At 60.9% G+C, this 24,631-nt stretch carries 19 protein-coding genes; 5 read left to right on the top strand and 14 right to left on the bottom strand.

The features are described 5' to 3' along the window. Positions 1-25: 25 nt before the first annotated feature. Complete coding sequence (locus tag AWB72_RS24335; protein WP_084593141.1) at positions 26-1,594, bottom strand: outer membrane protein assembly factor BamB family protein; 1,569 nt, start codon at positions 1,592-1,594, stop codon at positions 26-28. A gap of 396 nt (positions 1,595-1,990) precedes the next feature. On the opposite strand from AWB72_RS24335, the gene AWB72_RS24330 reads away from it, so the two are divergent. Both AWB72_RS24330 and AWB72_RS24325 read left to right on the top strand, forming a co-directional pair. Next, entirely contained in the window at positions 1,991-2,452 is a 462-nt protein-coding gene (locus tag AWB72_RS24330; protein WP_208863186.1) for a DUF4440 domain-containing protein, read from the top strand. Between the two features lie 300 nt (positions 2,453-2,752). Beyond that, complete coding sequence (locus tag AWB72_RS24325) at positions 2,753-4,612, top strand: sulfatase-like hydrolase/transferase (protein WP_040053449.1); 1,860 nt, start codon at positions 2,753-2,755, stop codon at positions 4,610-4,612. 49 nt (positions 4,613-4,661) lie between these two features. On the opposite strand, the gene AWB72_RS24320 is transcribed toward AWB72_RS24325, so the two are convergent. Further along, a complete protein-coding gene (locus AWB72_RS24320; protein WP_052450151.1) occupies positions 4,662-6,560 on the bottom strand; it encodes a potassium transporter Kup in 1,899 nt (632 codons plus the stop codon). A 473-nt stretch (positions 6,561-7,033) separates the two neighbouring features. Here AWB72_RS24320 and AWB72_RS24315 point away from each other — a divergent pair, with 473 nt between their 5' ends. Continuing rightward, positions 7,034-8,263 (top strand): YncE family protein, encoded by a 1,230-nt coding sequence (locus AWB72_RS24315; protein ID WP_040053448.1) that lies wholly within the window; start codon positions 7,034-7,036, stop codon positions 8,261-8,263. Positions 8,264-8,349: 86 nt separating this feature from the next. On the opposite strand, the gene AWB72_RS24310 is transcribed toward AWB72_RS24315, so the two are convergent. The 5 genes from AWB72_RS24310 to AWB72_RS24295 form a co-directional block, all read right to left on the bottom strand. After that, on the bottom strand, positions 8,350-10,005 hold the full coding sequence (locus tag AWB72_RS24310; RefSeq protein WP_040053447.1) for an NRAMP family divalent metal transporter: 1,656 nt from the start codon (positions 10,003-10,005) through the stop codon (positions 8,350-8,352). A 96-nt stretch (positions 10,006-10,101) separates the two neighbouring features. After that, entirely contained in the window at positions 10,102-10,236 is a 135-nt protein-coding gene (locus AWB72_RS29715) for a hypothetical protein (RefSeq protein ID WP_280174598.1), read from the bottom strand. A gap of 794 nt (positions 10,237-11,030) precedes the next feature. Further along, on the bottom strand, positions 11,031-11,891 hold the full coding sequence (locus AWB72_RS24305; protein ID WP_040053446.1) for an ABC transporter permease: 861 nt from the start codon (positions 11,889-11,891) through the stop codon (positions 11,031-11,033). A gap of 23 nt (positions 11,892-11,914) precedes the next feature. Further along, positions 11,915-12,703 (bottom strand): ABC transporter ATP-binding protein, encoded by a 789-nt coding sequence (locus AWB72_RS24300; RefSeq protein ID WP_040053445.1) that lies wholly within the window; start codon positions 12,701-12,703, stop codon positions 11,915-11,917. Positions 12,704-12,713: 10 nt separating this feature from the next. Beyond that, positions 12,714-13,730, bottom strand: a complete 1,017-nt coding sequence (locus AWB72_RS24295) for an ABC transporter substrate-binding protein (protein ID WP_040053444.1) — start codon at positions 13,728-13,730, stop codon at positions 12,714-12,716. A 166-nt stretch (positions 13,731-13,896) separates the two neighbouring features. On the opposite strand from AWB72_RS24295, the gene AWB72_RS24290 reads away from it, so the two are divergent. Beyond that, positions 13,897-14,574, top strand: coding sequence for a response regulator (locus tag AWB72_RS24290; RefSeq protein WP_040053443.1), 678 nt, complete (start codon positions 13,897-13,899; stop codon positions 14,572-14,574). Continuing rightward, positions 14,564-15,940: a sensor histidine kinase gene (locus tag AWB72_RS24285; RefSeq protein ID WP_040053442.1), complete on the top strand. Its 1,377-nt coding sequence runs from the start codon at positions 14,564-14,566 to the stop codon at positions 15,938-15,940. The genes AWB72_RS24290 and AWB72_RS24285 overlap by 11 nt, the downstream gene beginning before the upstream one ends. Before the next feature lie 44 nt (positions 15,941-15,984). On the opposite strand, the gene AWB72_RS24280 is transcribed toward AWB72_RS24285, so the two are convergent. The 7 genes from AWB72_RS24280 to AWB72_RS24250 all read right to left on the bottom strand — a co-directional run bounded on the left by AWB72_RS24280 (position 15,985) and on the right by AWB72_RS24250 (position 24,260). Beyond that, positions 15,985-16,740, bottom strand: coding sequence for a COG4705 family protein (locus AWB72_RS24280; protein WP_040053441.1), 756 nt, complete (start codon positions 16,738-16,740; stop codon positions 15,985-15,987). Between the two features lie 286 nt (positions 16,741-17,026). Then, positions 17,027-18,658, bottom strand: coding sequence for an alkaline phosphatase family protein (locus AWB72_RS24275; RefSeq protein ID WP_208863185.1), 1,632 nt, complete (start codon positions 18,656-18,658; stop codon positions 17,027-17,029). Positions 18,659-18,937: 279 nt separating this feature from the next. After that, positions 18,938-19,276, bottom strand: coding sequence for a DUF4087 domain-containing protein (locus AWB72_RS24270; protein WP_052450149.1), 339 nt, complete (start codon positions 19,274-19,276; stop codon positions 18,938-18,940). A 94-nt stretch (positions 19,277-19,370) separates the two neighbouring features. Further along, on the bottom strand, positions 19,371-20,060 hold the full coding sequence (locus AWB72_RS24265) for a hypothetical protein (RefSeq protein ID WP_040053440.1): 690 nt from the start codon (positions 20,058-20,060) through the stop codon (positions 19,371-19,373). A 26-nt stretch (positions 20,061-20,086) separates the two neighbouring features. Further along, positions 20,087-22,105 (bottom strand): hypothetical protein, encoded by a 2,019-nt coding sequence (locus AWB72_RS24260; RefSeq protein ID WP_040053439.1) that lies wholly within the window; start codon positions 22,103-22,105, stop codon positions 20,087-20,089. 1 nt (position 22,106) lies between these two features. Further along, positions 22,107-23,744, bottom strand: a complete 1,638-nt coding sequence (locus AWB72_RS24255) for a hypothetical protein (protein WP_040053438.1) — start codon at positions 23,742-23,744, stop codon at positions 22,107-22,109. 18 nt (positions 23,745-23,762) lie between these two features. Beyond that, positions 23,763-24,260 (bottom strand): hypothetical protein, encoded by a 498-nt coding sequence (locus AWB72_RS24250; RefSeq protein WP_040053437.1) that lies wholly within the window; start codon positions 24,258-24,260, stop codon positions 23,763-23,765. Positions 24,261-24,631 lie beyond the last annotated feature (371 nt).

The raw sequence follows: 24,631 nt of genomic DNA, 5'->3' as shown, positions 1-24,631 counted from the left end.
GGCGCGATGCACGTATCGTCCGCGTCTATAAACCATACGCGTGAATCTTGTGGTCGAATCCCGCGACGAAGAGCTGTCCATTCACGACCGTCGGCGATGTGAAGATGCCTCCCGTCACGCGGTCTGCTGCCGGCAAATTGTTAGTGCTCCAAAGCTGCAATCCACTGCGTGCATCGACGGCGAATACCTCGCTTCCTACTCCATCGGCGTAATAGACGACGCCATTGGCAACGATGGGCGAGATCGACGGATTCTGCCCCGCCGAATTCACGCCGACCGGCAGATTCCACGCGATTGAAACCGAGCAGTCCGATTGAATGGACAGCGCAACGAGACCGTGCCCGACGATGCCCGAACTCGAATCGACCGGATTGCCCAGATAGATTCGATTGAGCACCGGATCGAATGCGGGCAGGCCGATGAAATTGCCTGCCGGTGTACTTCGACCGATTTGAAACGAATAGATGGGACCGTCCGCGAGTGTATTGCGGTCATAGATATAAAGCCTGCCGGTTTTCTGCATCGCGGCCAGCATCGGATGACATGATGCGGTCTGAAAGAGCAGCGGCGTCGCGCCGAAATCCACGTCGATGGTGGTCGAGAGCGGCGGCGCATTCGCGGCATCGAGTGTCAGACTCCTCGTGAGCCTCACCACATGTTCCGCATAAGGCGCGTTCTGTGCGTCCGGAAACGCGTTGCCCGTGGCCGTGTAGATCCACAGGCCGTTCGGAGAGATGGATGCGCCGCCCGGTCCCCAGATGCCCCCTCCGTCGGGACCGTTCGCGCCCGTCGTGTACCACCTGTTCAGGATCGCACCGTTCGTCGTCGAGACACGCACGATCTGACCGTGATAGGGCCGCACGTCGCATGGGCTCGCCGTGGTGACATAGATATCGGAGCCGTTGAGCGTCGGGCTGCCGAAGACGATCGTTTTTGGCGAAGCACTCTGCGCGTCGATCAGCTGGACCCACGGCATGACGTCGGCGCCCGTCGACAAGTCGAGCGCATGCAGAAAGCCGTAGCCCGTGACGACATACATGCGGTTCGTGCTTCGGTCCAATGTCGGCGTACCCACCGTCCCTACGAAGCCTTGCGATGGATTGAAGTTGCCGCAGCGCGTTTGCACGGTGGGCGCCTGAACGCTCCAGATGATCGCACCCGTCGCGGCATTTAGCGCAACAATTCGCCCCGACCACGTGGCCGCGTAGACGACATCGGTTGGCCGGCCGTCGATCGGCACGCCTGTGATCAGCGTCGGCTGCGTGGTGATGGGACCGCCTATATCGGTCGTCCAATGCAGGCGAAGCTGAGACACGTTACCGGTGCTGAGCACGCGTTCGACCGCGTTATAGCCGGAACGCTGTCTGTCCATGCCGAAGGTGGGCCAGTCGGTGGCCGCAGTGAGTGCCGAGGCGCCCGGCACCGTCGACGCGGTGTTCTTGCTCAGTTGGGGACTCGCAATGAAAGGCGGATCCATGCGGAAGCCGTTTCCCGACGGCATGCCTTGAGCGAGCGTCGCGGTGTTCATCGACATGACCGATGCCATGCCGATGAGCATCGCAACAGCCCGGCGCGCGCAATGAAGTCGTTTCATGCCATACCTCTCGATCGGGACGACGGCGTTGCACCGGTAGGGTATGGCCGGGCGATTGGTTTGACGGAGTACGAACTAACGTTCGTAAAAATGGAGGCGTATCGCGTCACTTCGTTATAGCAGGTCTGGATGCAACCTCAAGCGCATGATCAATCCATTGGAAGGCAATCGCGCAACGTTGCTTCGCTCAGCGTATTCGTCTGGAGGGAGTGACTTCTCACAGCGATATAAGAGCGGCCAAGCCTTGCGATGCTGCTGTACGACGGAACGCGTTCACGCAACGCAATGCAAATGTTATTGGTGTTGCGCGATTTTTCAACTATAAAAGTCTCGGGACACTCCGTGGCGAGCGACTTTCGCGCGACCACCTTCGACGGCCAGAGAGGTGCTTTCATGATGAATCACCCGCCGAAACGATTCGCAATTGCCATCGTGTTTTGTGTTGCAAGCGGTGGCGCTCTGGCGAAGACCGAAACTTGTCATCCGGCGTCGAAGAAGCAGATTGCCGCACTGTTCGATCGATGGAACGATTCGCTCAAGACCGGCGATCCACAGAAGGTCGTGGCGAACTACGCTCTACGCTCGATTCTGCTGGCAACAGTATCGAACAAGCCGCGAGTCTCGGTCGAAGATAAATTGGACTATTTCAAGCATTTTCTCGAAAGCAAACCCGTCGGCACCATTGACTTCCGCGACATCATGATCGAATGCAACACCGCGATCGATGCCGGAACCTACACATTCAAGTTCGGCGACGGTTCCACAGTCAAAGCGCGTTATACGTTCACCTATGTGTGGGACGGCCATAAGTGGCTAATTACTAGTCATCATTCTTCGAAGATGCCGGAAGGCGATTGAGCGAGACAGCCAGAGCAGGCAGGTCATTGGCGCGAATGACGCAAGCCGCTCCCCCGGAAGAAGACTCGCGTGACTGCGTAGACGACGACTCCTCTCCTTACGCCTGGCGTCTGGCCGCTGTCGCGCTGTCGCAGTGACATCCCATGAAATGGATTCTTCCATTGTCAAGGAGCCGTTTCGCCTATCCTGTGTGTGGCTCGACACCTTAAGCCAACTAGAAAAACGGTGCTGGCCGAATTGGTCGTATCAAGCTCTGACCCCACAAAGAACATACCCTGACGTTCATAAGGAGTGCTATTCATGGATAGGCGCAATTTTATCAAAAAGACATCGGCCGTCGGCGCTGCCATCGCAACGACGAACGTGGCCGCCCAGAGTGCCCAAAGCGCTCAAGGCGGCAAGCCCAACATCTTGTTCATCCTTCTGGATGAGATGCGTTTTCCTCGCGTATTTCCGAAAGGCGTTTCGGATGCGCGCGATTTTCTCAAGACCTATATGCCCAGGACGTTCGATCTTTGGCGAAAGGGCGTCAAGTTTTCCGGCCACTACACCGCAGCCTCGGCATGCAGCCCGGCGCGCGCGGCCCTTATCACGGGCCTGTATACGCACCAGAACTGGCTGCTCACGACCATTCTGGATTCACCCGACACCAAGGTCTCCATACAACCGGTGCTGAATCGTCAATTCCCGACTTACGGCAAGATTCTGCAGTCTCTCGGCTACATCACGCCGTATATCGGGAAATGGCATCTGTCGATCGTGCATAAAGGGCACAGACCGCTTGGGCTCTACGGCTTCGAGGGCATGACCTACCCCGATCCGACTGGCAGCAACCTGCAGGGCACGATCGGAGACCCGGGAGAAGGCTATCTGAGCGACACGAACATCGCCGATCAGGCAACGCAGTGGTTGCAGCGGCGCAGACCGGCCGATCCGCCGTGGTGCCTGACCGTCGGCTTCATCAATCCGCACGACAAGGAGTTCTTTCCTGCGGGCACGGAGTTCAAGCGCTTCACTGAACTCTTTGCTTCGAGCAAGTACAACCCGAACGGTTATTCGCAGTGGATCGACTACACCGCAGGACCACCGACGTACAACTGGGAATTCAATCCGCTGCGCAATCCGCCTCAGTATGGGTATCCGGCAACCGCGCCGAACTGGGAGTCCGGTGCGCAACTGGCGGCCAACAAACCGCCGATGCAAACCTTTAACCGCACGCTTCAGGAAGCGGTCTGGGGCGGGGTGCAGGACACGCGGGGAACAGATTACGAAATCTCGGCTTATCCGCTCAATCCGAACTTGCCGCCGCCTTCGGTGACCAAGGGAGTCGCCAAGGCGCCTTTCCACTACTGGAAACGGGGCCTCGATTCCTACACGCAGATCATGTCCATCGTCGATTCGAAGATCGGCCAGGTCGTCGACTCATTGCCGCCTGCCGTCGCGAAGAAGACGATCATCGTGCTGACCGCGGACCACGGCGATTATGCAGGCGCCCACGGCTTGATCTCGGGCAAAACCGGGACGTGCTACGAGGAGGCGTTCAACGTTCCGCTTATCGTCGTCGATCCGACCGGGCAATACAACGACGATCTCCATGTCGTTCGGAGCGGACTGACCTCGTCCGTCGACATCCTGCCGATGCTGGCCAGCATCGCCAACGGCGGCTCGCGAAGCTGGATGACCGGGGACTATGCCCAGATGTATGGCTGTCGCCACGACATGCTTCCGATGCTGAAGAGTGCAAGCGCGCCGGGCCGGCCTTATGTGGTCTTCGCGTCCGATGAAATCGTGCCCGAGGTGTACAACTTCAATTCGTCGGCTTCGCACATCATTGGCGTGAGAACCGACGAGGGCAAGCTCGGGACCTACTCGAACTGGGCGCCATCGACGACGACCATCACCGGCAAGAGCGATCTCGAGTATTACGACTATTCTACCGAGCGAGGCAGGCTCGAACTGGACAACCGGAGTGGGTCGCCCGCGGCGAACGACCTGTATCACCGATTGATGACGGATATCCTTCCGAATGAGTTGCAGGCTCCGTTACCCGGCAAATACGTTCCCGCGCAAGACACGGCGCAGTCGCGTTATCTCGAGTACATCAGCCTGATCAACAGCGGAGGCAACTTTGAACTGCCGTTCAAGATCGGAGATGTTTGAGCATCGGAGGTAGCGGTGCGAGTGGTGCGATGCCACGAGCATGTTCGGATCAGAGATTGATCTGACCGCCCATCTCGACGACGCGGTTAGGCGGCAAGCTGTAGTATTCGGCCGCCTGCGCCGCGTTGCGCACGAGAAACGCGAACAGCCGTTCGCGCCACAACGGCATCGCGTGACTCTTTCCCGTCGCCACGATCGTGTCTCTGCCGAGGAAGAACGAGACGTCGGCGGGATCGTATCGCCAGTCGGGAATCTGCTTCTCCACGAGCTCGAGAATGGCCGGGACGTTGGGAATCTCCATGAATCCATGACGCACCGTCACGGCATAGCAACCGTGGCCGAGACTCTCGACACTCACTCTGACATCGTCGGATACATGCGGCGTGTTGTCAGTCGAGCCGGCCAGGAAAATGTTGATGCGATGCATCACGCCGTTATGCTTCAGGTTGTGCAGAAACGCGGTAGGCGTCATGCGGGCCACGCCCCCGGGAAACACCGCAGTGCCTTGCGTACGCATGACGGGATGCTCGCCTGCCGTGAGCGACTTGATGAGCGGCGCCAGTTCCAGGCTTTCACTTTTGATTCGCTGGACGATGGTTTCGCGTCCCTTGTGCCATGTCGTCATGACGGTGAAAAGCGCGGCGCCTGCCAGAAGGGGAAACCATCCGCCGTCCATGATCTTGTTCGCATTGCTCGCCACGAATAACGCATCGACGAGCGCCATCGGACCGATGACCGCAACGGTCGCGAGTGGTCGCCAGCGCCACAGGCAATGCGTGACGAAGTACATCAGGAGCGTCGTGAGCAGCATCGTGGACGCGACGGCAATGCCGTAAGCGGCCGCGAGATTGTCGGAAGACCGGAAAAACAGCACGAGAAAAACGACGGCCACATAGAGCGTGAGATTGATGAACGGCACGTAGACCTGACCCACTTCATGACTCGACGTGTGAACGACGGGTATGCGTGGAAGCATGCCGAGTTGCACCGCCTGCTTGGTCATCGAAAACGCGCCGGATATGACAGCCTGTGAAGCGATGACGGTGGCGAGCGCTGCCAGCAAAACGAGAGGAATGAGCGCCCACGCGGGCACCGACTCGAAGAAGGGCTGGCTGATGACCGACGGCTTGTTCAGCACCAAAGCCGCCTGACCGAAATAGTTGAGCACCAGCGCAGGAAAGACGAGCAACAGCCACGACAAGCGGATAGGCCTCTTGCCGAAATGCCCCATGTCCGCATAAAGCGCCTCGCCGCCAGTCAGAGCCAGAAACACTGACCCGAGCACGATGAAGGCAGTACCGGGCGCATGCGCAAGGTACTCGAGCGCAAACGCCGGAGACACCGCCTGCAGAATGCCGGGCCGACTCGCGATGTTCATCACGCCAGTCACTGCGAGTGTGAGGAACCATATCAACATGATGGGCCCGAACACTTTGCCCACCGCGCCCGTACCACGCTTTTGAACCCTGAAGAGCGCCGTGAGAATGACGAGTGCGATCGGGACGATCCACGTCGACAGATGCGGATCGACCAACGTTACGCCTTCGACTGCGGAGATGACCGAGATCGCCGGCGTGATCATGGAGTCGCCATAGAACATGGCCGCTCCGAAGACGCCGAGTGTCAGCAGCAGGCGACGAAGCCGCACCGGCGCCACGCCCGACGCGAGCGCGGTCAGCGCGAGAATGCCGCCTTCGCCGTCATTGTCCGCGCGCATGACGAAGCAGACGTACTTGAGCGTGACCACGACGATGATCGACCACAAGATTAATGAAACGATGCCATAAACGTTTGCCGGATTGACGCCGCCGGCGGCTTTCAGACATTCCCTCAACGTATAGAGCGGACTCGTGCCGATATCGCCGAACACCACGCCGATGGCGCCGAGCGCAAGCGTAGGCGTGGCGCGTTTTGCTGGTGCAGCAGTCTGTAGGGCGGATGTAGACATAGTGCAAGCTGAGTGAGTAGACGAACGCTGCCGGAGAGAGTCAATCGCGGTGCGCAGAATCCGGACCTGAGGCGCGGAGAAGGAGGCGCCATGTGTGCGCTGGATAGCACATCGATTTTTTATCGTGAATCTGGACGGAAAGCTTACACACGCATTGCAGTCAGTTTTCATCCCAATCGATGTTAGATAACCTGCGACACTTAGATATGCGAATGATCGCGTTTGTGCATGAAACCGACGTGCGCTCGCCGCCTGCGCAGAACAGGAATGTCACGCAATTCTGACAACTCACTCCAAACGCAACGCGGAAGTATCGGCCGTCCAGCCTTATGGCTTGCTTAAGCCAGGCGCGCTCACATGCCGGTGAAAACGATAGCAATCTTTTGTGTCGCGTCGTCCGTATTCTGTGCGGGCGTCCGTGACTTGCGAGGCGCGCTGCATGCAGGCTATTCAACCGTTGAAGGGGATAAGCAATGCAAACGTATAGGTGGAAACAAGTCCTGGCGGCCACTGCCGTCATCGCGCTCGCGGGGTGTGGAGGTCACGACGACAACAATAGCGGACCGCGCTATCTGTCGGATATCGCCGTGCCGAATATCAAAGCCGGTGTAAATTTCTCATTCGATATTGGGGCGATCGCCGGCACGCGTTACGTCTTTACCGATCGCAATAACGCGTCTCTCGATTCGATCGATATCAATTCGAAGGCATTCCTCAAGACGATACAGGGAAGCGGCGACCTCGCTTTCACGGGTCTCGGCCCCGGCCCGAACTCGTCCGCGGGTCCGGACGGGGCGATCACGGTCGGCAATCTCGTGTATGTCGGGGACGTCAACTCGGTGAAGATCGTCGATCCCGCAGCGGGCGTCGTGCAGAGCAAGATCACCGTGAGCAGCACCGGCGTGCGCGCCGACGAAGGCTGTCTCGATCCGACGCACGGCATCCTGATGATCTCGAGTCCGGAAGAGCCCACGCCGTTCGCCACTTTCATCGACACGGCGACACAGCGGATCGTCGCGAAAGTGACTTTCACCGATAACGCCGGAAAGCCGACTGCGGGACTCGAAGCCTGCAGATACGACCCGACGGGTGACAACTTCTACGTGAATGTCGATGGCAGCACGGCCAACCCGCATGGCGAACTGGTCAAGTTGCCGGGCGCGGCCGTTCGCGCCATCCCGAGCGGCGGCACGCAGAACTACACGGCACTCGCCGGCGTCGCCATGTACGCCGAAGGCAATTGCGATCCCACCGGACTCGCGCTCGGACCGGGAACGGATATCGCCGTGGGATGCAGAGAAGCGACGACCGGCGCGCCATTGCTCTTGCAGATCATGGACCGGACGAGTGGGGCGATCGTCGCATCGCTCAATGCGGGCGGCGGCGATCAACTCGAATACGATGCGCCGACCAACCGGTACTACAACGCGGCGAGCCGCTGGACATCGTCGGGCAACGCGTCGACGAACGGGGCATGTTCGACCGCATCGCCGTGCACGCCGGTGCTGACCATCGTCGATGCGGCGAAGCGCAGTGTCGTGACGCGGCTGAACACGGGCAACAACGCGCACTCCGTCGCAATCGATCCGGCGACCGGGACGATCTTCGTGCCGTATTCGTCGGCGACATCGCCAGCGGGATGCCCAGGTTGCGCGGCGAATGGGTTCGTCAACGGAGGCGTGTCGGTCTTCGCTGCGAAGTAATCAGCGTTATTTAACTATCGGAAAAAGGGCGGTGCAGTGCGGTCCGTCGAGTCGCGCCGCCCTTTGAATCAACGTGAATACGCGACTCACTTCAATAGCGTCATCTGCAGCACTTTGAAAACCACGAGTCCCACCGCAATCACCAGATAAGCGCGCAAGACGCCCATCCACACGCGCGTCGCGAGCGTCATTTTCTGCGGCTTGAGTGTATTCAGCGAAGGCATGCGCCATGCGTTGCGCTGCGCGTGATCGACCGGCGCGTGCGGCACATGCTTACCTGGGCTCGCGCGACGCAACAGTAGCGTGGCCGCATAACCGACAATCGCGAGTGCGGTGCCGCCGACCAGTACGTCGATGATCGTCTTGCCGGCGATGTCGGGATACATCACCGACGCCGTGAGAATGATCGACAGCATCACGAGCATCCAGATAACCGAACCCGTGAACAGGTTGAGCTTCTTCGAGTTGACCCAGGGACCGAGCACGGCTTTGTCGTTGCAAAGGAGCAGCAGGAACACGGTGGCGCTGGGCAGCAGCACGCCCGCCAATGTTTGCACCGCTTCCGTCAACAGGCCGAGCGGGCTTCCTGGGATCAGCACGATGGCGGCCGCGAGTGCGACGATGCCGAAGTACACCAGATAAAAACCCTTTGCATCCGTTACGCCGCGATGCAGCGAGTGGCGGATCTTGAAGACGTCGCCGATTGCGTAGGCGGTCGATAAGGAGACGGCCGCCGCGCCGATGATGCTCGCATCGAGCAGCGCAACCGCGAACAGCGTCGCGCTGGTGCGGCCCACGTACTTACCGAGGCCCGCAATGACGCCGCCCGCGTCGGTGAAGTTGCCGGCTTCCGGATGGCCCGCGAAGAGCGCCGCGGTGAAGCTCATCATGGCGACTGCGCCGATCAGCACGAACGCGATGCCGATCCACAAGTCCACTTTCTCGTACTTCATGAAGCGCGGCGTGATGCGCTTGTCGATCACATAGCTCTGCTGGAAGAACAGTTGCCACGGCGCGACCGTCGTGCCGACGATGCCGATCACGAGCAGCATCACGTCCGACAGCTTTGCATGAGCGGGCCAGTTCGGCACGACGAGATCGCGCGTCATCTGCGAGACCGGCGGATGGATCGCGACGAGCACCGGCACGAGCACGAGGCTCAGCACGCAAAGCCCCACCGCGAAGCGCTCGAAGCGCCGGAAGTCGCCGGTACTCACGGCGGCCATCGTCAGCGCGGCCGCGATGCAGACGCCCGCGATCCGGGGTATCCCGAAGAAGTCGAGCACGAACGTGATGCCGATGAATTCAGTGACGATGGTGAGCGCGTTGAGCAGGAAGAGATCGATCACGCTGAACGCACCCCAGAACTTGCCGAAGCGCTCGAAGATCAGTCGCGCATGGCCCACGCCCGTCACCGCGCCGAGACGCAGCACCATTTCCTGGTTGACGTAGAGCACGGGCACGAGCAGCAGCATGGTCCAGAGCAGCGTCGTGCCGTAGTTCTGGCCCGCTTGCGTGTAGGTGCCGAATGCACCGGCGTCATTGTCCCCGACCATGACGATGAGGCCCGGTCCGAGAATGGCGAGCAGCGTGCGCAGACGCGCCCACCACGTGCCGCGCGGTGCGGTGTCGTGATGTGCGATCGAGCCGAACGCGCCGCGAATGTCGCCGATGTGGGCGTCGTCGAGGACGGCGCCGCGTTGAGTGACATCTGGCGGAGAGACGTTGGATGGCGTGGACATGTTGGCCCCCGTGGCAACTCATGTTTTTGGACAAACGTCGACTCTCGGCATCCGCACGCAATGACTGCTTGCGCATGCCGAGACACGCTTGTTGTTTCAGGAAAAAAGGACTTTCAAGTGGCGCAGGAAACGGACCAGCACCGACTGGCGGACATCGAGCGCGAGCATCGCTTCGTAGTGGGCACGTGATGCGTCGCGCTGCGGCAGTTGCGAAAGAAGAAGGAAGTTCATGATCTGGCTCCGTGCGGCAGCAGCTTGCCTGCTCGCCGCGTCATGGGCGCGGGCCAGTCCGGCGGAGCTGAGCTGAGTCAGGCTACTTGGCCGAAGTGTCCCCGCGACCCGGATTCAAAAGGGTCGTGCGGCTTAAGGGACAACTGTCACTGTCGCTCATGGCGGCTCCTGTTCGATGTTCCGGAAGAACACGGTCAAGCGCCGTCCCGCATGCGCTTACCGCGTACACGAGCCTGACGAAAGGCGCGCGTAAGCACGGCCGCAAGCAAAACGGCGGCGAAGCCAGACCGGCGCATGCGCGAACGCGCTGCGCAATCTGGCGCGAATAAGGTGCACGTGGAAGTAACTGGAAAGTACTGCTGCGCGCACCGCTTGCCTGGGTGACAAACGGCGGCGTTGAAAAGGCGCGGACGTCAGTCGCTCAGGCGGAAATCTGATTTGAAGGTCGACTACTGCTGGTGTCCAAGGCGTTCGCCCAATCGTTGAAGACTGTCAATTTTAGGGATTTGATTCAGTCGCCGTCAACCCTTTGATGGACGTTAGCGACACTTTCTTTTTCGTCGTGAAAACGGAATGAATCGCGTTTGGAACGGCCAGACAAATCGCGTTAGTGAATCGAAGAGAAGGGGCGAATAGCGACCGATTTGCGACCGCATCGACTGCGTTAAAAAATATGCGACACCAACAATGCAATATCGCTCACAAAGGTCGGGCATAACGAGTAAGTTTGCGTCGGCTATAAAAAAACCCCACGCAGCCGCGTGGGGTTTTTCCTTGAGCGCATGAACGAGCGATCAACTCACCGTGGGCCGCCACTTCAGCAAGCGATGCTCGACCGCCGTGAGCAGATAGTCCGCCGCAAGCGCGACCACGGCCAGCACGATCATCGCCGCGAACACGCCGCTCGCATTGAACGCGCCTTGCGCCGTGGAGATCAAGAGGCCGATGCCCTGTTTCGAGCCGAGAAACTCGCCGACCACCGCGCCGACCAGCGCAAAGCCGAAGCTAACGTGCAGGCTCGCGAGAATCCACGACAGCGCCGACGGAATCACCACCGAGGTCGTCACCTGCCGCCGCGACGCGCCGAGAATCTGCGCATTCGCGATCATGTAGCGATCCGCCTCACGCACGCCCTGAAACGCATTCGCAAAGACGACGAAGAACACCATCACGACCGCGAGCGCGACCTTCGACGCCATGCCGAGACCGAGCGCGATCACGAACACCGAGCCGAGCACGACGCGCGGAATCGAATTGGCGATCTTGATGTAGAGGCTGAACACGTCGGACAGCAGCTTGTTGCGACCGAGCACGATGCCGCAGAAGATGCCGCCCACCGAACCGATCAGGAAGCCGAGGATCGTCTCTTCGAGCGTGACCCAGACCTGCGTGAGCAGCGGGCCTTGCGAGGTGCCCTCGACGAACCATTCGACGATCTGTTCGAAGATCGCGGACGGCATCGAGAAGAAGAACGGATCGATCCAGTGCAGACGCGCGGACAGCTCCCAGCCGCCGAGCACGAGGACGAGCACCGCAATGCGCAGTCCGATCACGAGCGCGTGGCGCTGCTTGATGCGCTTCTGCGCTTCACGTTCGACCTGCGCGAGCGCGGTCGGGTCGATGCCCGCGGGCATCGCTTGTTGAGGCGTGGACATAGTGATGTTCCTTTGGCTCAGGTTCAACCGATCTGCACTTCTTCGCGCAGGTCGTGCCAGATATCGCGCGAAATCTCGATGAAATGCGGGTGATAGCGGATTTCCGACGTGATGCGGGGACGCGGCAAATCGATCTCGTAGACCTTCTTGAGCGTCGCGGGGCGCGCGGTCAGCACGAACACGCGATCCGCGAGCGCAATTGCTTCCTCGAGATCATGCGTGACGAACACGACCGATCCCGCATTGGCCGACCACAGTTGCAGCAGTTCATCCTGCATCAGCGTGCGTGTTTGCATGTCGAGCGCGGAGAAGGGCTCGTCCATCAACAGGATTTCGGGCTTGTTGATGAACGTCTGCGCGAGCGCGACACGCTTTCGCATGCCGCCCGAGAGCTGATGCGGATAGTGCTTGCCGAACTTGTCGAGGCCGACGCGGCGCAGCCATTCGTTGGCTTCGTCGTAGGCGGCGGACTTCGAACGGCCGCGATACATGGGGCCTGCCGCGACGTTGTCGAGCACCGAGCGCCACGGAAACACGGCATCCGCCTGAAAGACGAAGCCGATGCGCGGGTCAATGCCGTCGACCGGCTGGCCCATCACGCGCACTTCGCCCGTCGTCGGCTTGAGCAGGCCCGTGATCATGCTGAGCGTCGTCGATTTGCCGCAGCCCGTCGGACCGACGATAGCAACGAACTCGCCCTTCGCCACGGACATGCTGAAGTCGCGCAATGCGACCGTCGCCTTGCCGTCCGGCGAGATGAAGCGGCATGAGACGTGGCGCAGCTCGATTGCGGGTTGAGTGGATTGATTCATCATTGAAGCCTCACTTGGACGCCGTCGCCGTGGCGGCCACGTAGTCGTTCGAATACGTGCGCGCGAGATCGATATGCTTGCCCTTCACCGAAGGATTGAATGCGGAGAGCACCTTCAGTACGGTGTCGGGACCATCGGCGGGCATCTTGCCGTCCTTCGTGAACATCGGCAGCGAGGCCTTCAGCGCGGCCACGTACAGGTCCTTGTTCTTCGCGTAATAGTCCTTCGGCATCTTCTCGGTGATCTCTTCGGCGCTATGCGTCGCGATGAAGTTGAGCGTCTTCGCGAATGCGTGCGAGAGCTTCGCGGCTTCGGTCTTGTGCGATTCGGCCCACGCGCGCTGCACGTAGAAGCTCGATGCCGGATACGTGCCGCCGAGCGCGGCGCGCGTGCCTTCGAGCGTGCGCATATCGACGAGCACCTTGGCGTCGCCCGTCTTGAGCAGTTGCGAGACGGTCGGCTCGGTGGTCATGCCCGCGTCGATGCGCTCCTGCTTGATCGCCGCGATGAAGCTCGCATCCGCGCCCACCGGCAGCAGCGTGTATTCCTTCGACGTCACGCCGGAGCGTTGCGCCAGGTACTGCGTGAGAAAGCTCGTCGACGAACCGAGGCCCGTCACGCCGAGCGTCTTGCCTTTGACGTCGGCCATGCTCTTGATCTTGTCGGCCTGCTTCGTCGAGACCATTTCGACTTCGCCCGGCACCTGACCGAAGATCACGAGCGCCTGCACTTCCTTGCCCTTGCTTTGCAGGTCGATGGTGTGATCGTAGAAGCCGACGACGCCTTGCACCGCGCCCGCGAGCAACTCGTTCTCGGCATCCACGCCTGCGGGTTGCGAGAGAATTTCGACGTCGAGCCCTTCGTCCTTGAAGTAGCCGAGCTGCTCGGTCAGCTTCGCGGGCAGATAGATGATCTTGGTGGCGCCGCCGACCATGATGGAAATCTTTTCGGCGTGCGCGGACACGGACGCCGCCGCGAGTGCGAAGGTGATACCGGACAAAACCGCGATCTGGCGAAGGGTACGCATCTGAAGTCTCCTTGAGTGTGGGCCGTGATGTAGTGCGACCCGCTTTTCGATTGTGTGCGGCGATTATAGGAACGCGAAACCTTCTGCCAGCTTTCTGCGACGATGCGAAAACATGGGTGTTAACCCGATGCGTTCATTGCGCGAGACACCTCTACAATCGCGCACCATGAAGCTGCTTCTCGTCGAAGACAATCCGACGCTCTCTCTCTGGCTCGCGAAGATGCTGGAACAGGACGCGTTCGTGCTCGAAGCCGTGCAGGACGGCGAATCCGCCGATCAACTGCTGCGCACGAATCAATACGATGTCGTGTTGCTCGATCTGAATCTCCCGAGACTATCGGGCAAGAACGTACTGCGCCGCATGCGACAGCGCGGCGATGCGACGCCGGTGATGATCCTGACCGCGAGCGGTTCCATCGACGAGAAAGTGGAATTGCTCGGCGCGGGCGCGGACGATTATCTGGTGAAGCCGTTCGAAGTCCGCGAACTCGTTGCGCGCGTGAAGGTGATGATCCGGCGGCGCTCGTCATCGACGGCGAACGAAGTCGCGTGCGGCGATCTCGTCTTCGATATCGACACGCGCCAGTTCACGCTCAAGAGCGCGCCGCTCAACGTGACGCCGCGCGAGCGCAGCGTGCTCGAAGCGCTCATCTTGCGTCTCGGCAAGACGGTCTCGAAGGCATCGCTATTGGATGCGATCTTCTCGCATGAAGATCAGCCGAGCGAGGACGCAGTCGAAATTTACGTGTCGCGGCTGCGCAAGAAGCTTGACGGCAGTTCGGCCGCGATCGTCACGCTGCGTGGGCTCGGCTATCTGCTGCGCAAGAAGGACGATGACCAATAGCTTGCGCATTCGCCTGTTGTGGTGGCTGCTCGTGCCGCTCGCGATCTATGTGTTCGTGACCGGCAAGGCCGCGTACGACAACGCCCGTCACACCGCCGATCTCGTGCAGGAAAACACGCTGCTCGCTTCGGCGCGGATGATAGCGGGCGAAGTGGAGTGGTCCGATGGCCGCCTGCTTGTGGACATTCCGCCTGCCGCGCTCGAAGTGTTCGCGTCGCCGCAAGGCGATCAGGTCTTCTACAACGTCAGCGTCGACGATGGGCGTCTGCTCGCGGGCGCGCCCGACTTTCCGACGCGCAAGACGTCGGCGGCCCATGATTCACCGGTCTTCTACGACGCCGCCATACATGGCAAGCCGATCCGCGCGGTCGGCATGGTGCGCCAGATGTATGACAACGGCGCGATCCGCAGCGTGCTCGTTTCGATCGGCAAGACGCAGGCTTCGCGCGATGCGATGCTCCGCGAAATCTGGCGTCCGCAACTCGTGCGGCAGATCGAGATGGTGCTGCTTGCGGTGGCGCTGACGTGCATCGGCCTGACGTTCGAATTGCGGCCGCTCCTGAAGGTGAAGGAAGAGGTGATGGATCGCGATCCGATGCAGCTCGAACCCTTGCGCGTCGAGCGAATGCATACGGAGTTGCGGCCCATTGTCGAGGCGATCAATCAGTGCATCGCGCGGCTCGGGCTTCAGGTGGCGGCGCAACGGCGCTTCATCGCGGATGCCGCGCATCAGTTGCGCACACCGCTCACGCTGCTGGAAACGCAACTGCAATTCGCGCGGCAGCATCGCGAGATGGAGCCGACGCTTTCAGAAGCGCTCGCGGCAATGCAGCGCAGCAACCGGTCGATGGTCGGCCTGACCAACAAGCTGTTGCTGCTCGCGCAGGCGGAAGCCGCGGACTACACGCAGCTCGCGAGACAGAAGGTGGATCTCGCTGCGATTGCGCAGGACGTGATCGAAGATCTCGCGATGTTCGCGCAGAAGCACGACATCAACCTCGGCGCGGAGCTGGCCGAATCAGCGTGGATGATCGGGCATCAGGGATTGCTGTCGGCGCTCGTTCATAACGTGACCGAGAACGCGATTCGCTATACGCAAGCGGGCGGGCATGTGACCGTCGCGGTGGCGCGCGACGAAACTCGCGTGACGCTCACCGTCACCGATGACGGCCCCGGCATTCCCGCCGAAGCGCGCAGCCGCGTGTTCGAGCCGTTCTATCGCGCATCCGCCGATACCGAAGGGACCGGGCTCGGGCTCGCGATCGCGAAGGAGATCGTGCAGGCGCATCGCGGGGAGATTGCGCTTACGCATCGCGAGCAGCCGATGCGCGGGGTCATCTTCACGGCGACGTTCGGGGCTTTATAGCGCGAACAGAATCGTGAGCGCGGGGCACGATGCCTGTGGCCCCTTCAATGCATGGCCGAAGCCGGGCGCTGCCTGAACATCAGCATGCAGACGAGCATGAACGTCACGAGCGCGAGCGATGCTCCGTAACGGCTCAAATCCAGTCCGCCTTGCGCGATGGGTTTATCGAGGAAATCGCCCAGCACCGCGCCCAGCGGTCGCGTGAGAATGAACGCACTCCAGAACAGGAACGTGCGCGAGATGCGCGTCGCGAAGTAGGCAATCGCGGTCAGCGCGAGCAACCCGCCGAAGATCAGCGCGGCGCCCGTGTAGCCGAGGCCCGCGGTATCGGCGGTCCAGTCGCCGAGCGCCGTGCCGAGCGTCTGCGAGAACATGATCGTCACCCAATAAAAGATTTCGGCGCGCGGCGATGACACGGTCTTCACCGATACCGAACCCGTCACGCGATACCACACGCCGAGTGAAATCAGCAGCAACGCAAGCAGAATCGCACTGCCGCCTGCGTAGCCGATCCCGAGCGAGCGATCGGCGAAATCCGCCATCGTGGTGCCGACGGTCGTCGTCGCGACGATAGTGAGCCAGTAAAGCGCGGGATGAAATTTGCGGGCCTTCATCTGCGCGGTGACAGCGGCGATGAATACGATCGCGAAGATAATCGTGCTGACCAGATAGCCGAGCTTCATCGACATGGACACCGCGTCGCCGCCGGTTTCACCGAGCGTCGTGGCTGCGATCTTGATGAGCCAGAAGCCAAAAGTAACTTCAGGAACCTTGACAGTGAGTGCGCTTCTTTCTTGCATGGATGCTCCGCTTGAGAGAACGAGTGCAGAAGCGGATATTGCTTCGCTCGTTGAAGTGCTCAAAGTTTAGTCAACCATTACTTAAGAAAGTCTTAGCGCGACGCATCTAGCATGCTTTTACCGCGAGCGCTCTAGGTATTTGTTCCGTCACCTTTTGTGTTCATATGAAATTTCTACTCATCGATGCCGGTGGCTAAGGGTGTCTTGGCGATGCAACGTACCATCACGACGCGCCCGCGAGCGCGCCGCGACGGTGCTTTTTCAGCCGCTGATTCGCATGGAGCGATCAGTCGCGGTCGTGATCGCGATCGTGATCATGACCGTGATCGCCATCGAAGCCCGGCAGCGCTTGCGTGCCTTCGGCCACGACCGAGTGCAGACGCTTCGCATCCACGCCGAGCAGATTCAGCATCGTGGGGGCGACTTGCGTCGTCAGCACGCGATCGTTCACCGTGCCGCCCGCGTGCTTGCCGCCGGGCGCATAGACCACGAGTGCGAGATGATTGTCGTCCGGTGCATTGCCGCCGTGTTCCGCGTCCTTCGATGTGCTCGACGTATAGATCACGCCCGGATTCGGCTGCACGATGATATCGGGCGTGCGGCCTTCACGCGGATCGCCGAATGCGGCCGTCATGCGCGGACCATAGAGCAGATATGCATACGGACCATCGGCGCAGATGCCGGGCGCGTTGCAGCTCAGATTGTCCTTCAGCGTCTTGACGACCTGCGCAAGCTGATGCTGATCGCGCAGCCAGATGAGCCCGACGTCGTCCGTTTGCGCGAAGCCGGTATTGACGAGCCCGGTGCCGTCGTTCAGATTGCCGCTCTTCGTCGCGTTCTGGCCGTAGTTGCCGTTGGGATCGAGATAATTGTTCGTCTGAAGCAGCTTGGAAAGCGTGTCGCCGTTCTTGACGAGCTTGCTGTGATCCGCCGGCGACTGACCATGCTTGGACGTCACGACAATCGCGGTCGACTGATAGAGATTGCGCTGCTTCAGTTCCGCCACGATGCGGCCGAGCGATGCATCGACATACTTGATGGCCGCGCTCACTTGCGTTCCCGGCGTGAAGCTCGCATCGAGATAGCCGCCGCTCTTCGCGACTGGCGCCTTCTGCGCCACGCTCAACGTCTGGAAGTTCGCGCCGAAGAGCGTCGGCACAGCGGCCGATGCCGTGCCCGCGGAATCTTTGCCATCGATCTGATTGATCAACGCCTGCACATGCAGATCGTCGAACACTTCGGTATGGGTATAGACGTCGGTGTAGTCCGTCTGCGTCTTCGGATCAATGGAGTTGATCTCCGTGCGCATCAGATCATCGACGCCCGCGCCCGACGGTCCGTTGAGCCAGTCATAACCCCATGCATGCTTGTCGGCCCACGCGGTGCGCGCGTTCGGCACGCCCGCCTTGATCGCCTCGAAAACGGTATTCGTCTTCACATAGTCGTGCGGATACACCGGCTTGCACACGCCATTGACCTTCGCATGCGGAATGGCCTGCGGATTGAACGCGCCGCCGCCATCGAGATGCGTGAGCGCGCCGCCATTCTTCGCATCGATGCCGGTGGTTTCATCGAAGACCACGTTCCAGCCTTGCGGACCGGTGCAATTCGAGTCCGACGGCGAGTAGAGCGTGCGGTCGTAGGACACGTCATAGAAGAGTCCGGCGGTCTTGGGCGAGCCGCCCGTCACGAGCGCGGCGAGTCCCGGAAACGAATCCGACAGGCCGGGCGTATGCGCGTTCGTGTAAGTCGTGCCGTCCTTTGCCAGCAGCGCGATGTTGGGACACGTATTGGACGCGATGCATCGCGCCACGTCCTGCTCGTGCATGCCGTCGAAGCTGATGAGCATCACATGCTTGATCGCGTGGGCATGGTTGTTGTCGCGATCGTGGCCGCGATGATCGTCGTCGCCTGCCATTGCAATCGACGCATGCAATGCGGCCACCGCGAGGATCGCGGCGGCGATGGGGCGTTGCGGGACTGCGCGCTTGTTCGTCTTCCTCATGCCTCGACTCCGTTTGCTGTTGATGAACGTCTTGCGGAAGTCGGTTACTGTGCTTTGGAAATGCGGCGAGTCGATGAACAAGGACTTTCAGTTCGCTTTTATTTCGCGTTTTTATTTTTCTAGTGCCAAGCCTTTCTTAAGCGGCTCATAAGGAATGTCGAGGAACGGATTTGTGCGAGACGCAGCCGCGTTTCAATTGGCCAGGTGATATCGCGCCTTGAATGCCTGAGTGAGTTTCTTGTCTGCATCGCAGACTTTCATCGGCTTCAGCTTGCCGCCCGTCACGCTGGTGAACGTGTGCGTCTGTGCGTCCGTCGTGCCGGTGACGCAGCCGCATTGCTCACCGCGATTGGTAGGAGGCATGTTGTCGGGCACGCCGTTCTGGTCGAGCGTCCAGGCAGCGTCGCGATCGTCCAGCACCAGATCGCCGCCGGGGAGTGTGTTGGTGATGATCCCGCAGCGCATCTCGGCGTGCGCGTTGATCGACAACGCCGAAAGAACGATGGCCGCCGCGAACGTGAGTCTCTTCATGATGTCCTGCTATCGAATCGAATGATCTGGATGCGCGAGCGTGAATCCGGACGATGTCGGATTCACGCTCGATCGATGAATTGCCGATTGACGCTTACAGCGTTTCGACCGGCTTCTGATCTTCGGAAGCCGACTTCGGCAGCGCGGCAATCTTGCCCGTGCTCGACAGACGAACCAGACCTTCGCCGATCTTCGCGGTGCTGACGGCCTGCGCGCTCACGGACGTGGCGACATCCTTCAGTGCGGCGAGACGCGGGAGCAGCATCGGATTCGCGGCGACGCCGGTCACGAGCGCGCGGCTTCCGTCGGCCAGTTGCTTGTCCTTCAGCACGCCCAGGAAGTAGGTGAATGCCGCGTTGCCGAACGCCTTCAACTGATCCTTGTTCATCGCGGCGAGCTTCTGCTGAATGTCGCTGCTTGCCAGCGCCTTCTGAACGGCCGTCGCTTCGTCTTCGCGAATCTTGTTGATGGCCGCGGCCTTCTCGGCCGGATCGGCGATCGCGTTCGCCGCTGCAAGTTCGGCTTCCTGCTTCGCGATGGCTTCCTTGCCTTCGATCGCGCGGAAAATGTAGCGCGACGACGTGGCGATCATCGTGTCCGCGTCCTGCGCGGTCTTGATGAAGAGATCGATGTCGGAGCCGGTCACCGTGCTCGCCGATGCGCTGCCGCCCACACCCGGAATCGCCGAGGTCAGATTGCCGAGGCCGAAAGCGTTGGCTTGCGGCATCTGGGTGGCGAGGCCGGTCACGATGAGGGCGCCGAGCAATGCGGAGTAGGTTTTCATGCGATGTGTTCCCGTGAGAGTTATTTCTAGTTGGTTTTGAGGAGTTGCTTCATGACACCATCGAGACCCGAGCGCGTGTCCGCGTCGAGATCCACGTTCTGTAGTTCGGCGATATTCGACTTGTCGGTCGAGGCCGGATACGCGTTCGTCGTGAAGCCATGTTCGAGAATGGCTTGCCCCGCGACCGTGTCGCCCGCTTTCTGACGGTACGCGAGACGCACGTTGTAGACGGTCGCGCATGCGCCGCTTTCGCAATGCTGGTCTTTCTGATCGATGCGGTTCAGCGCCTGGAGGCAGCGGTCATAGACGGCCGGCTTGAGTTCGAGCGTCGTCGAGAAACCGGTCGTGCCGTTCACGCGTGCCTTGACGAGCGCCGCGAGCGTGGGATCGACGAGCGTGATGGGCGCACGCGTCGCGCTTGCATACGCGAGCTGGTTGAAGCGATCGAGCGTGACCGAGCCGATCTGATTCTTGTCCGACGGACAGAACGCCAGCCGCTGCGCGCTCGCCGATGCGTTCGCAATGCCGTCCAGCAGCACGACATCGCCACGCGAAGGGCGCGGCGGATCGCCCGCGACGGCGAGGTCCGTGGACGCGACGACGGTATTGCCGTTGCGGCTCACGACGCGCGCTTCCCACGTCGGCACGAGCACGTGTTCGGTGATGTTCCCCGGACGGCCCGCGTCGTGCGACACCTGAAAGCTGTCGCCGGGCTGCAGGTTCATGCCGGGATCGTCGATCTGAAACGTATCGGACGATGCATCGGTCACGTTCAGCGTCACCGGCTTGAAGCGCACCTCTTTCGCGAAGCGGTCGGCGAGATCGCTGAGCGCATTCTTAAGGATTACTTCCTTTCTGTCCGCGACGTTGAAGCCGGATTGATTGGTCACGGTATCGTCGATGCGCTGATCCACGTCCGCTGCATACAGCACGCGCCCGTCTTTCGATACGAGTTCCGCGAACGCCCACGCCTGATAGTGCTGCTGCGTCTTGTAGGCGAGATTGGTCGCGAGCGTGTAGTGACGCGCGGGCGGCAACACCATGCGGATAAAGTAGTTCGGCAGCGCGCGTTTGCCGCTCACGTCATGACCGATTCCGGTATGGCTGTCGATCGACGCCTGCACCTGACTGAAGTTCGCGTTGAGCGGCAGCGTGGCGAACGGCGCGTTACTGCCGAGGCGGTCGGTGAAAAGCTGCGTGCTGACGGCATCGGACAGGTCGCTGTTGCCATCGCTCACGATCGCCAGCACGCGCGGCTTGCGCACGTCGGAGAGCGCCATCGTGCCGGGGCGGCTGAACACCGCGCCGCTCGCGGGCTTGCCGAGCACCGGAACCGCGACCGCGTAACTCTGGCCGGCGTAGACCACGCGCACTTCGGCGTCGCCGGCATCGAGCACGTCGCCCTTGCCGATGCCCGACTGCGATCCCTTGTCGAGCAGCGTGAAGCCGCGCCACGTGTCCGCCACGGTCGCTTCGATGACGTACGGACTGAACTGGCTCGATGCCGCCGTGAGCGTGCTGTCGAGCAGCGCGGCGAAACCTGCGCGATACGCCGCGGCGACCTTCGCATCGAGATCGGCGTGTGACAGCGATTGCTGCACGGTCATCACGTCATAGCGCGTTTGACTGAACGACTGCAGCACTTCGCCCGTGACCGGATTGCTGAAGTACACGCTCAGCGTGATCGGCAAGTAGACGTCCGTCGTGCCGTCGCTCTTGTCGATCTGATAGCGCGAGACGCGCGTCACCTGCACGGACAAGGCCAGCGTGCGCAGACGGTTCTTGCTGTCGATGGTCGGTTCGAGCGCGGAGAAATGCGCCTGTGCGCGTTGCTGAAGCAGCGCGACCGTCTGCCCGATATCGAGCGATGCGCGAAAGCCGGGATCGATCTTGCTGCTCGCCGATGCGGTGCGATCGGAGCCGGGCGCGACGTCGTCGAAGAAGATGCCGGGCACGACATACAGGCCGACCGATTGCGCGGCCTGCGCGTGCGGCACGCCTATTAAAGCGAGCGCGGCGATCAGTGCGGAAACTTTCGTGCGCATCTCAGTGCACCGCCTTCTTGCAGCCGTTCATGCACAGCGTGATGACGTTGCCGTCCACGGCCGAATCGAGGCTCGCGAACTGCGGGTTGGTGCCGAGCGCCATCGCGATTGCCTGATCGAGCGGATCGCTGCCGCGATACGTCGCGATCATTTCCACCTGGCCGGCGCCGGCCTGACGCTGCGTGGCCTTGTCGAGACCCGGCACCGACTTCAGCGCCTGGCCGAATGCCGTGCGCGTCATGAGCGGAAGATTGTCGCCCGTGAGACGGATCGTGTATTCGGCGCCGTACATCGTGCGCTTCTTGACGAACTCCTGAATGCGCTTGCCGACCTGATTGCCGAGGCTGCCCGCGAGCTTGACGGCGAGGCGTGCGCGGCAATCGTCCGGCGATGCGCCGATCGCGGCTTCCGATTGCGTGGCGGAGCCGATGTCTTCGCCGGTCTTGGTCGAGAACGTCTTCGTGCTGGCGACGCCCGTGCACGACTCCTGGCCCGAGTTTTTATCGACGCCGAGATCGTAGATCACCGACGAGCCGATCATCAGATAGTCGGCCGTCGCGTCCTTGCGCGCGTAGTCGACGTACTTGGTGAGTTCCGCGCCGTTCTCCAACTGATCCAGCGTGATGGCGCGGTCGCCGAAGTAGCGGCTCTTGAAGATCGCGTTGTCGAGCACCTTGATGTCGAGATCGCCGAGCTGGCCTTTCAGCTCGTTATACGTGTAGTTCTTGCGGTCGGGTCCGGTGTTTTGCGGCTGGTACTTCACGAGCTTGCGGAAGTACGTGTTGTCGTGATCTTCGGCGTTCACGTTATGCGCGTAAGCCGAATTCGACGATGACGCCGCCGCGACCCGGCTGCTCGCCGCAGCGGCCACCTGACGGGACGCTGCGCCCGCCGCCTGATGACTGTTCTGGCTCGAAGCATCGAGCCGGCCCGAGCCGCTCGCGGACATTGCCGCCGCGTTTCCGTAGCTGTCTTGCGCGGCGCCCGCGACGTTCGCGTTGTACGCAGCGTTCACGTGATTGGCCGACTTGTCGTTCACGGCGAACGCGACCTGTTCCTTCGACGCATAAGCGGCATCGCTGCTCGCCGCATACGCGGCATGTTTCGAACTCGACGCGGCTTCCTTTTCGTTGTAATGCGAGCCGGCTTCGTGGCGGAATTCAGTGAGTTCTTCGAGCGGGGCGCGAAGATTGGTCGGCGTGGTGAAGAACTCGTCCATCATCACGAGAATCGGCTGACTGCGCGTGGCGTTCGTGTTCAGCGCGAGACCGAGATCGCTGATCTCGCTGCGCAGCGCCTTGTCGTCCATGCGAAGCGTCACCTTGACCTGATACTGGCCGTCGGCGGAACTCGGTGTGACGTCATAGAACGCTTCGTCGCCGATCTGCACGACGAGGTCGTCGAGCTTCGCCTGCACGTCGGCGTTGCGGCTCGTTCCCGCGCCGACGACCCTGTCGAGCGCGGACAGCACCGCATTGCGCTTCGCCTGACGCAGCGCCACGGTACGCACGGAGTTGACGTCGCCCGTGATCGCAGCGGAACCGACGCCGCGTGCCTCGATATCGAGCGCGTGGGCGCAAGGCGTGATGACGAGCGCCGCGACCGCGACGCTCAGCAGTTTCTGTTTGAAGAAAGTCATGTCGTTGCGTGTGATGGATTACTTGTCGTTCGGAAGAGAGACGGACACGTCGCCGGCACGCACCACCGTGCCTGTCGACGTTTCGACGATCGAGGTATCGCCGGCCTTCGCGAGCGGCCGCATGAGCCCGAAGCGCATGAGCAGCGCTTCGTATTCGCTCGACGACCGAAGCGGATCGAGATAGGAATCGGCATCGAGGCGCGTGATGTCGCGCATGCCGTGATTCATCGCGCTTTCCAGCGCAGCCAGCGCGTCGATGCGATTGCCCACTGCCGAACGCGCGTCGGCGGCGATCATCCAGGCATCGACATCGTTCGGATTGGAGGCAGTGAGTTTGTCGGCGAGCGATGCCGCCTGGCCGAAGTTCTTGTGTTCGAGTTCTGTGCGCACCGTCGCGACGGTCACCGGGACGTCGCCTTCACGCGTGGACTGGCTTTTCTCGCTGTCTTTGCACGCCGACACGCCAAGCGCGAGGGCGAGCAGAAGCGGCGCAACATGAATGCTGCGAAACTGCATGGGTTGGTCTCCCCGTACTGGAAAATCGTGCTGCACCTGAGGTGCTTTTGTTCGTGTTCTGCTAGTGACTACAGCCGGCCCTCGTATGAGCCTCGAATTCTTTTGGATGTCTAATTAAAGCGAAAGCTTTCTCTCAGCGAAATGTCTGGACCCCGCGCAGTATCACGACTTACTGATTAGCCACTCACCCCGTGCGCTCATGCGATGTTTATCTTTCTGAGTTGGATAAGAGCATATCATGTGCTTATCAATTCGATAAGAATCGTCTGAAGTTTTTTTGGCGCGTTTTTACAGAGAATTGAAAGATGTTCCCGGCGAACGGCTCGCCAGATAAAAAACCCTAAAGTCGGCGCGAAGGCTGCCGTTAATAA

It is taken from the genome of Caballeronia concitans, assembly GCF_001544615.1.
Classification (GTDB): Bacteria; Pseudomonadota; Gammaproteobacteria; order Burkholderiales; family Burkholderiaceae; genus Caballeronia; species Caballeronia concitans.
This window is presented reverse-complemented; position numbering and strand designations above follow the sequence as displayed.

Bases quoted from the DNA above. Each gene is read 5' to 3' on its own strand.
- AWB72_RS24335 (WP_084593141.1), bottom strand. From the start codon at position 1,594: ATGAAACGACTTCATTGCGCGCGCCGGGCTGTTGCGATGCTCATCGGC.
- AWB72_RS24330 (WP_208863186.1), top strand. From the start codon at position 1,991: ATGAATCACCCGCCGAAACGATTCGCAATTGCCATCGTGTTTTGTGTT.
- AWB72_RS24325 (WP_040053449.1), top strand. From the start codon at position 2,753: ATGGATAGGCGCAATTTTATCAAAAAGACATCGGCCGTCGGCGCTGCC.
- AWB72_RS24320 (WP_052450151.1), bottom strand. From the start codon at position 6,560: ATGTCTACATCCGCCCTACAGACTGCTGCACCAGCAAAACGCGCCACG.
- AWB72_RS24315 (WP_040053448.1), top strand. From the start codon at position 7,034: ATGCAAACGTATAGGTGGAAACAAGTCCTGGCGGCCACTGCCGTCATC.
- AWB72_RS24310 (WP_040053447.1), bottom strand. From the start codon at position 10,005: ATGTCCACGCCATCCAACGTCTCTCCGCCAGATGTCACTCAACGCGGC.
- AWB72_RS29715 (WP_280174598.1), bottom strand. From the start codon at position 10,236: ATGAACTTCCTTCTTCTTTCGCAACTGCCGCAGCGCGACGCATCACGT.
- AWB72_RS24305 (WP_040053446.1), bottom strand. From the start codon at position 11,891: ATGTCCACGCCTCAACAAGCGATGCCCGCGGGCATCGACCCGACCGCG.
- AWB72_RS24300 (WP_040053445.1), bottom strand. From the start codon at position 12,703: ATGAATCAATCCACTCAACCCGCAATCGAGCTGCGCCACGTCTCATGC.
- AWB72_RS24295 (WP_040053444.1), bottom strand. From the start codon at position 13,730: ATGCGTACCCTTCGCCAGATCGCGGTTTTGTCCGGTATCACCTTCGCA.
- AWB72_RS24290 (WP_040053443.1), top strand. From the start codon at position 13,897: ATGAAGCTGCTTCTCGTCGAAGACAATCCGACGCTCTCTCTCTGGCTC.
- AWB72_RS24285 (WP_040053442.1), top strand. From the start codon at position 14,564: ATGACCAATAGCTTGCGCATTCGCCTGTTGTGGTGGCTGCTCGTGCCG.
- AWB72_RS24280 (WP_040053441.1), bottom strand. From the start codon at position 16,740: ATGCAAGAAAGAAGCGCACTCACTGTCAAGGTTCCTGAAGTTACTTTT.
- AWB72_RS24275 (WP_208863185.1), bottom strand. From the start codon at position 18,658: ATGGCAGGCGACGACGATCATCGCGGCCACGATCGCGACAACAACCAT.
- AWB72_RS24270 (WP_052450149.1), bottom strand. From the start codon at position 19,276: ATGAAGAGACTCACGTTCGCGGCGGCCATCGTTCTTTCGGCGTTGTCG.
- AWB72_RS24265 (WP_040053440.1), bottom strand. From the start codon at position 20,060: ATGAAAACCTACTCCGCATTGCTCGGCGCCCTCATCGTGACCGGCCTC.
- AWB72_RS24260 (WP_040053439.1), bottom strand. From the start codon at position 22,105: ATGCGCACGAAAGTTTCCGCACTGATCGCCGCGCTCGCTTTAATAGGC.
- AWB72_RS24255 (WP_040053438.1), bottom strand. From the start codon at position 23,744: ATGACTTTCTTCAAACAGAAACTGCTGAGCGTCGCGGTCGCGGCGCTC.
- AWB72_RS24250 (WP_040053437.1), bottom strand. From the start codon at position 24,260: ATGCAGTTTCGCAGCATTCATGTTGCGCCGCTTCTGCTCGCCCTCGCG.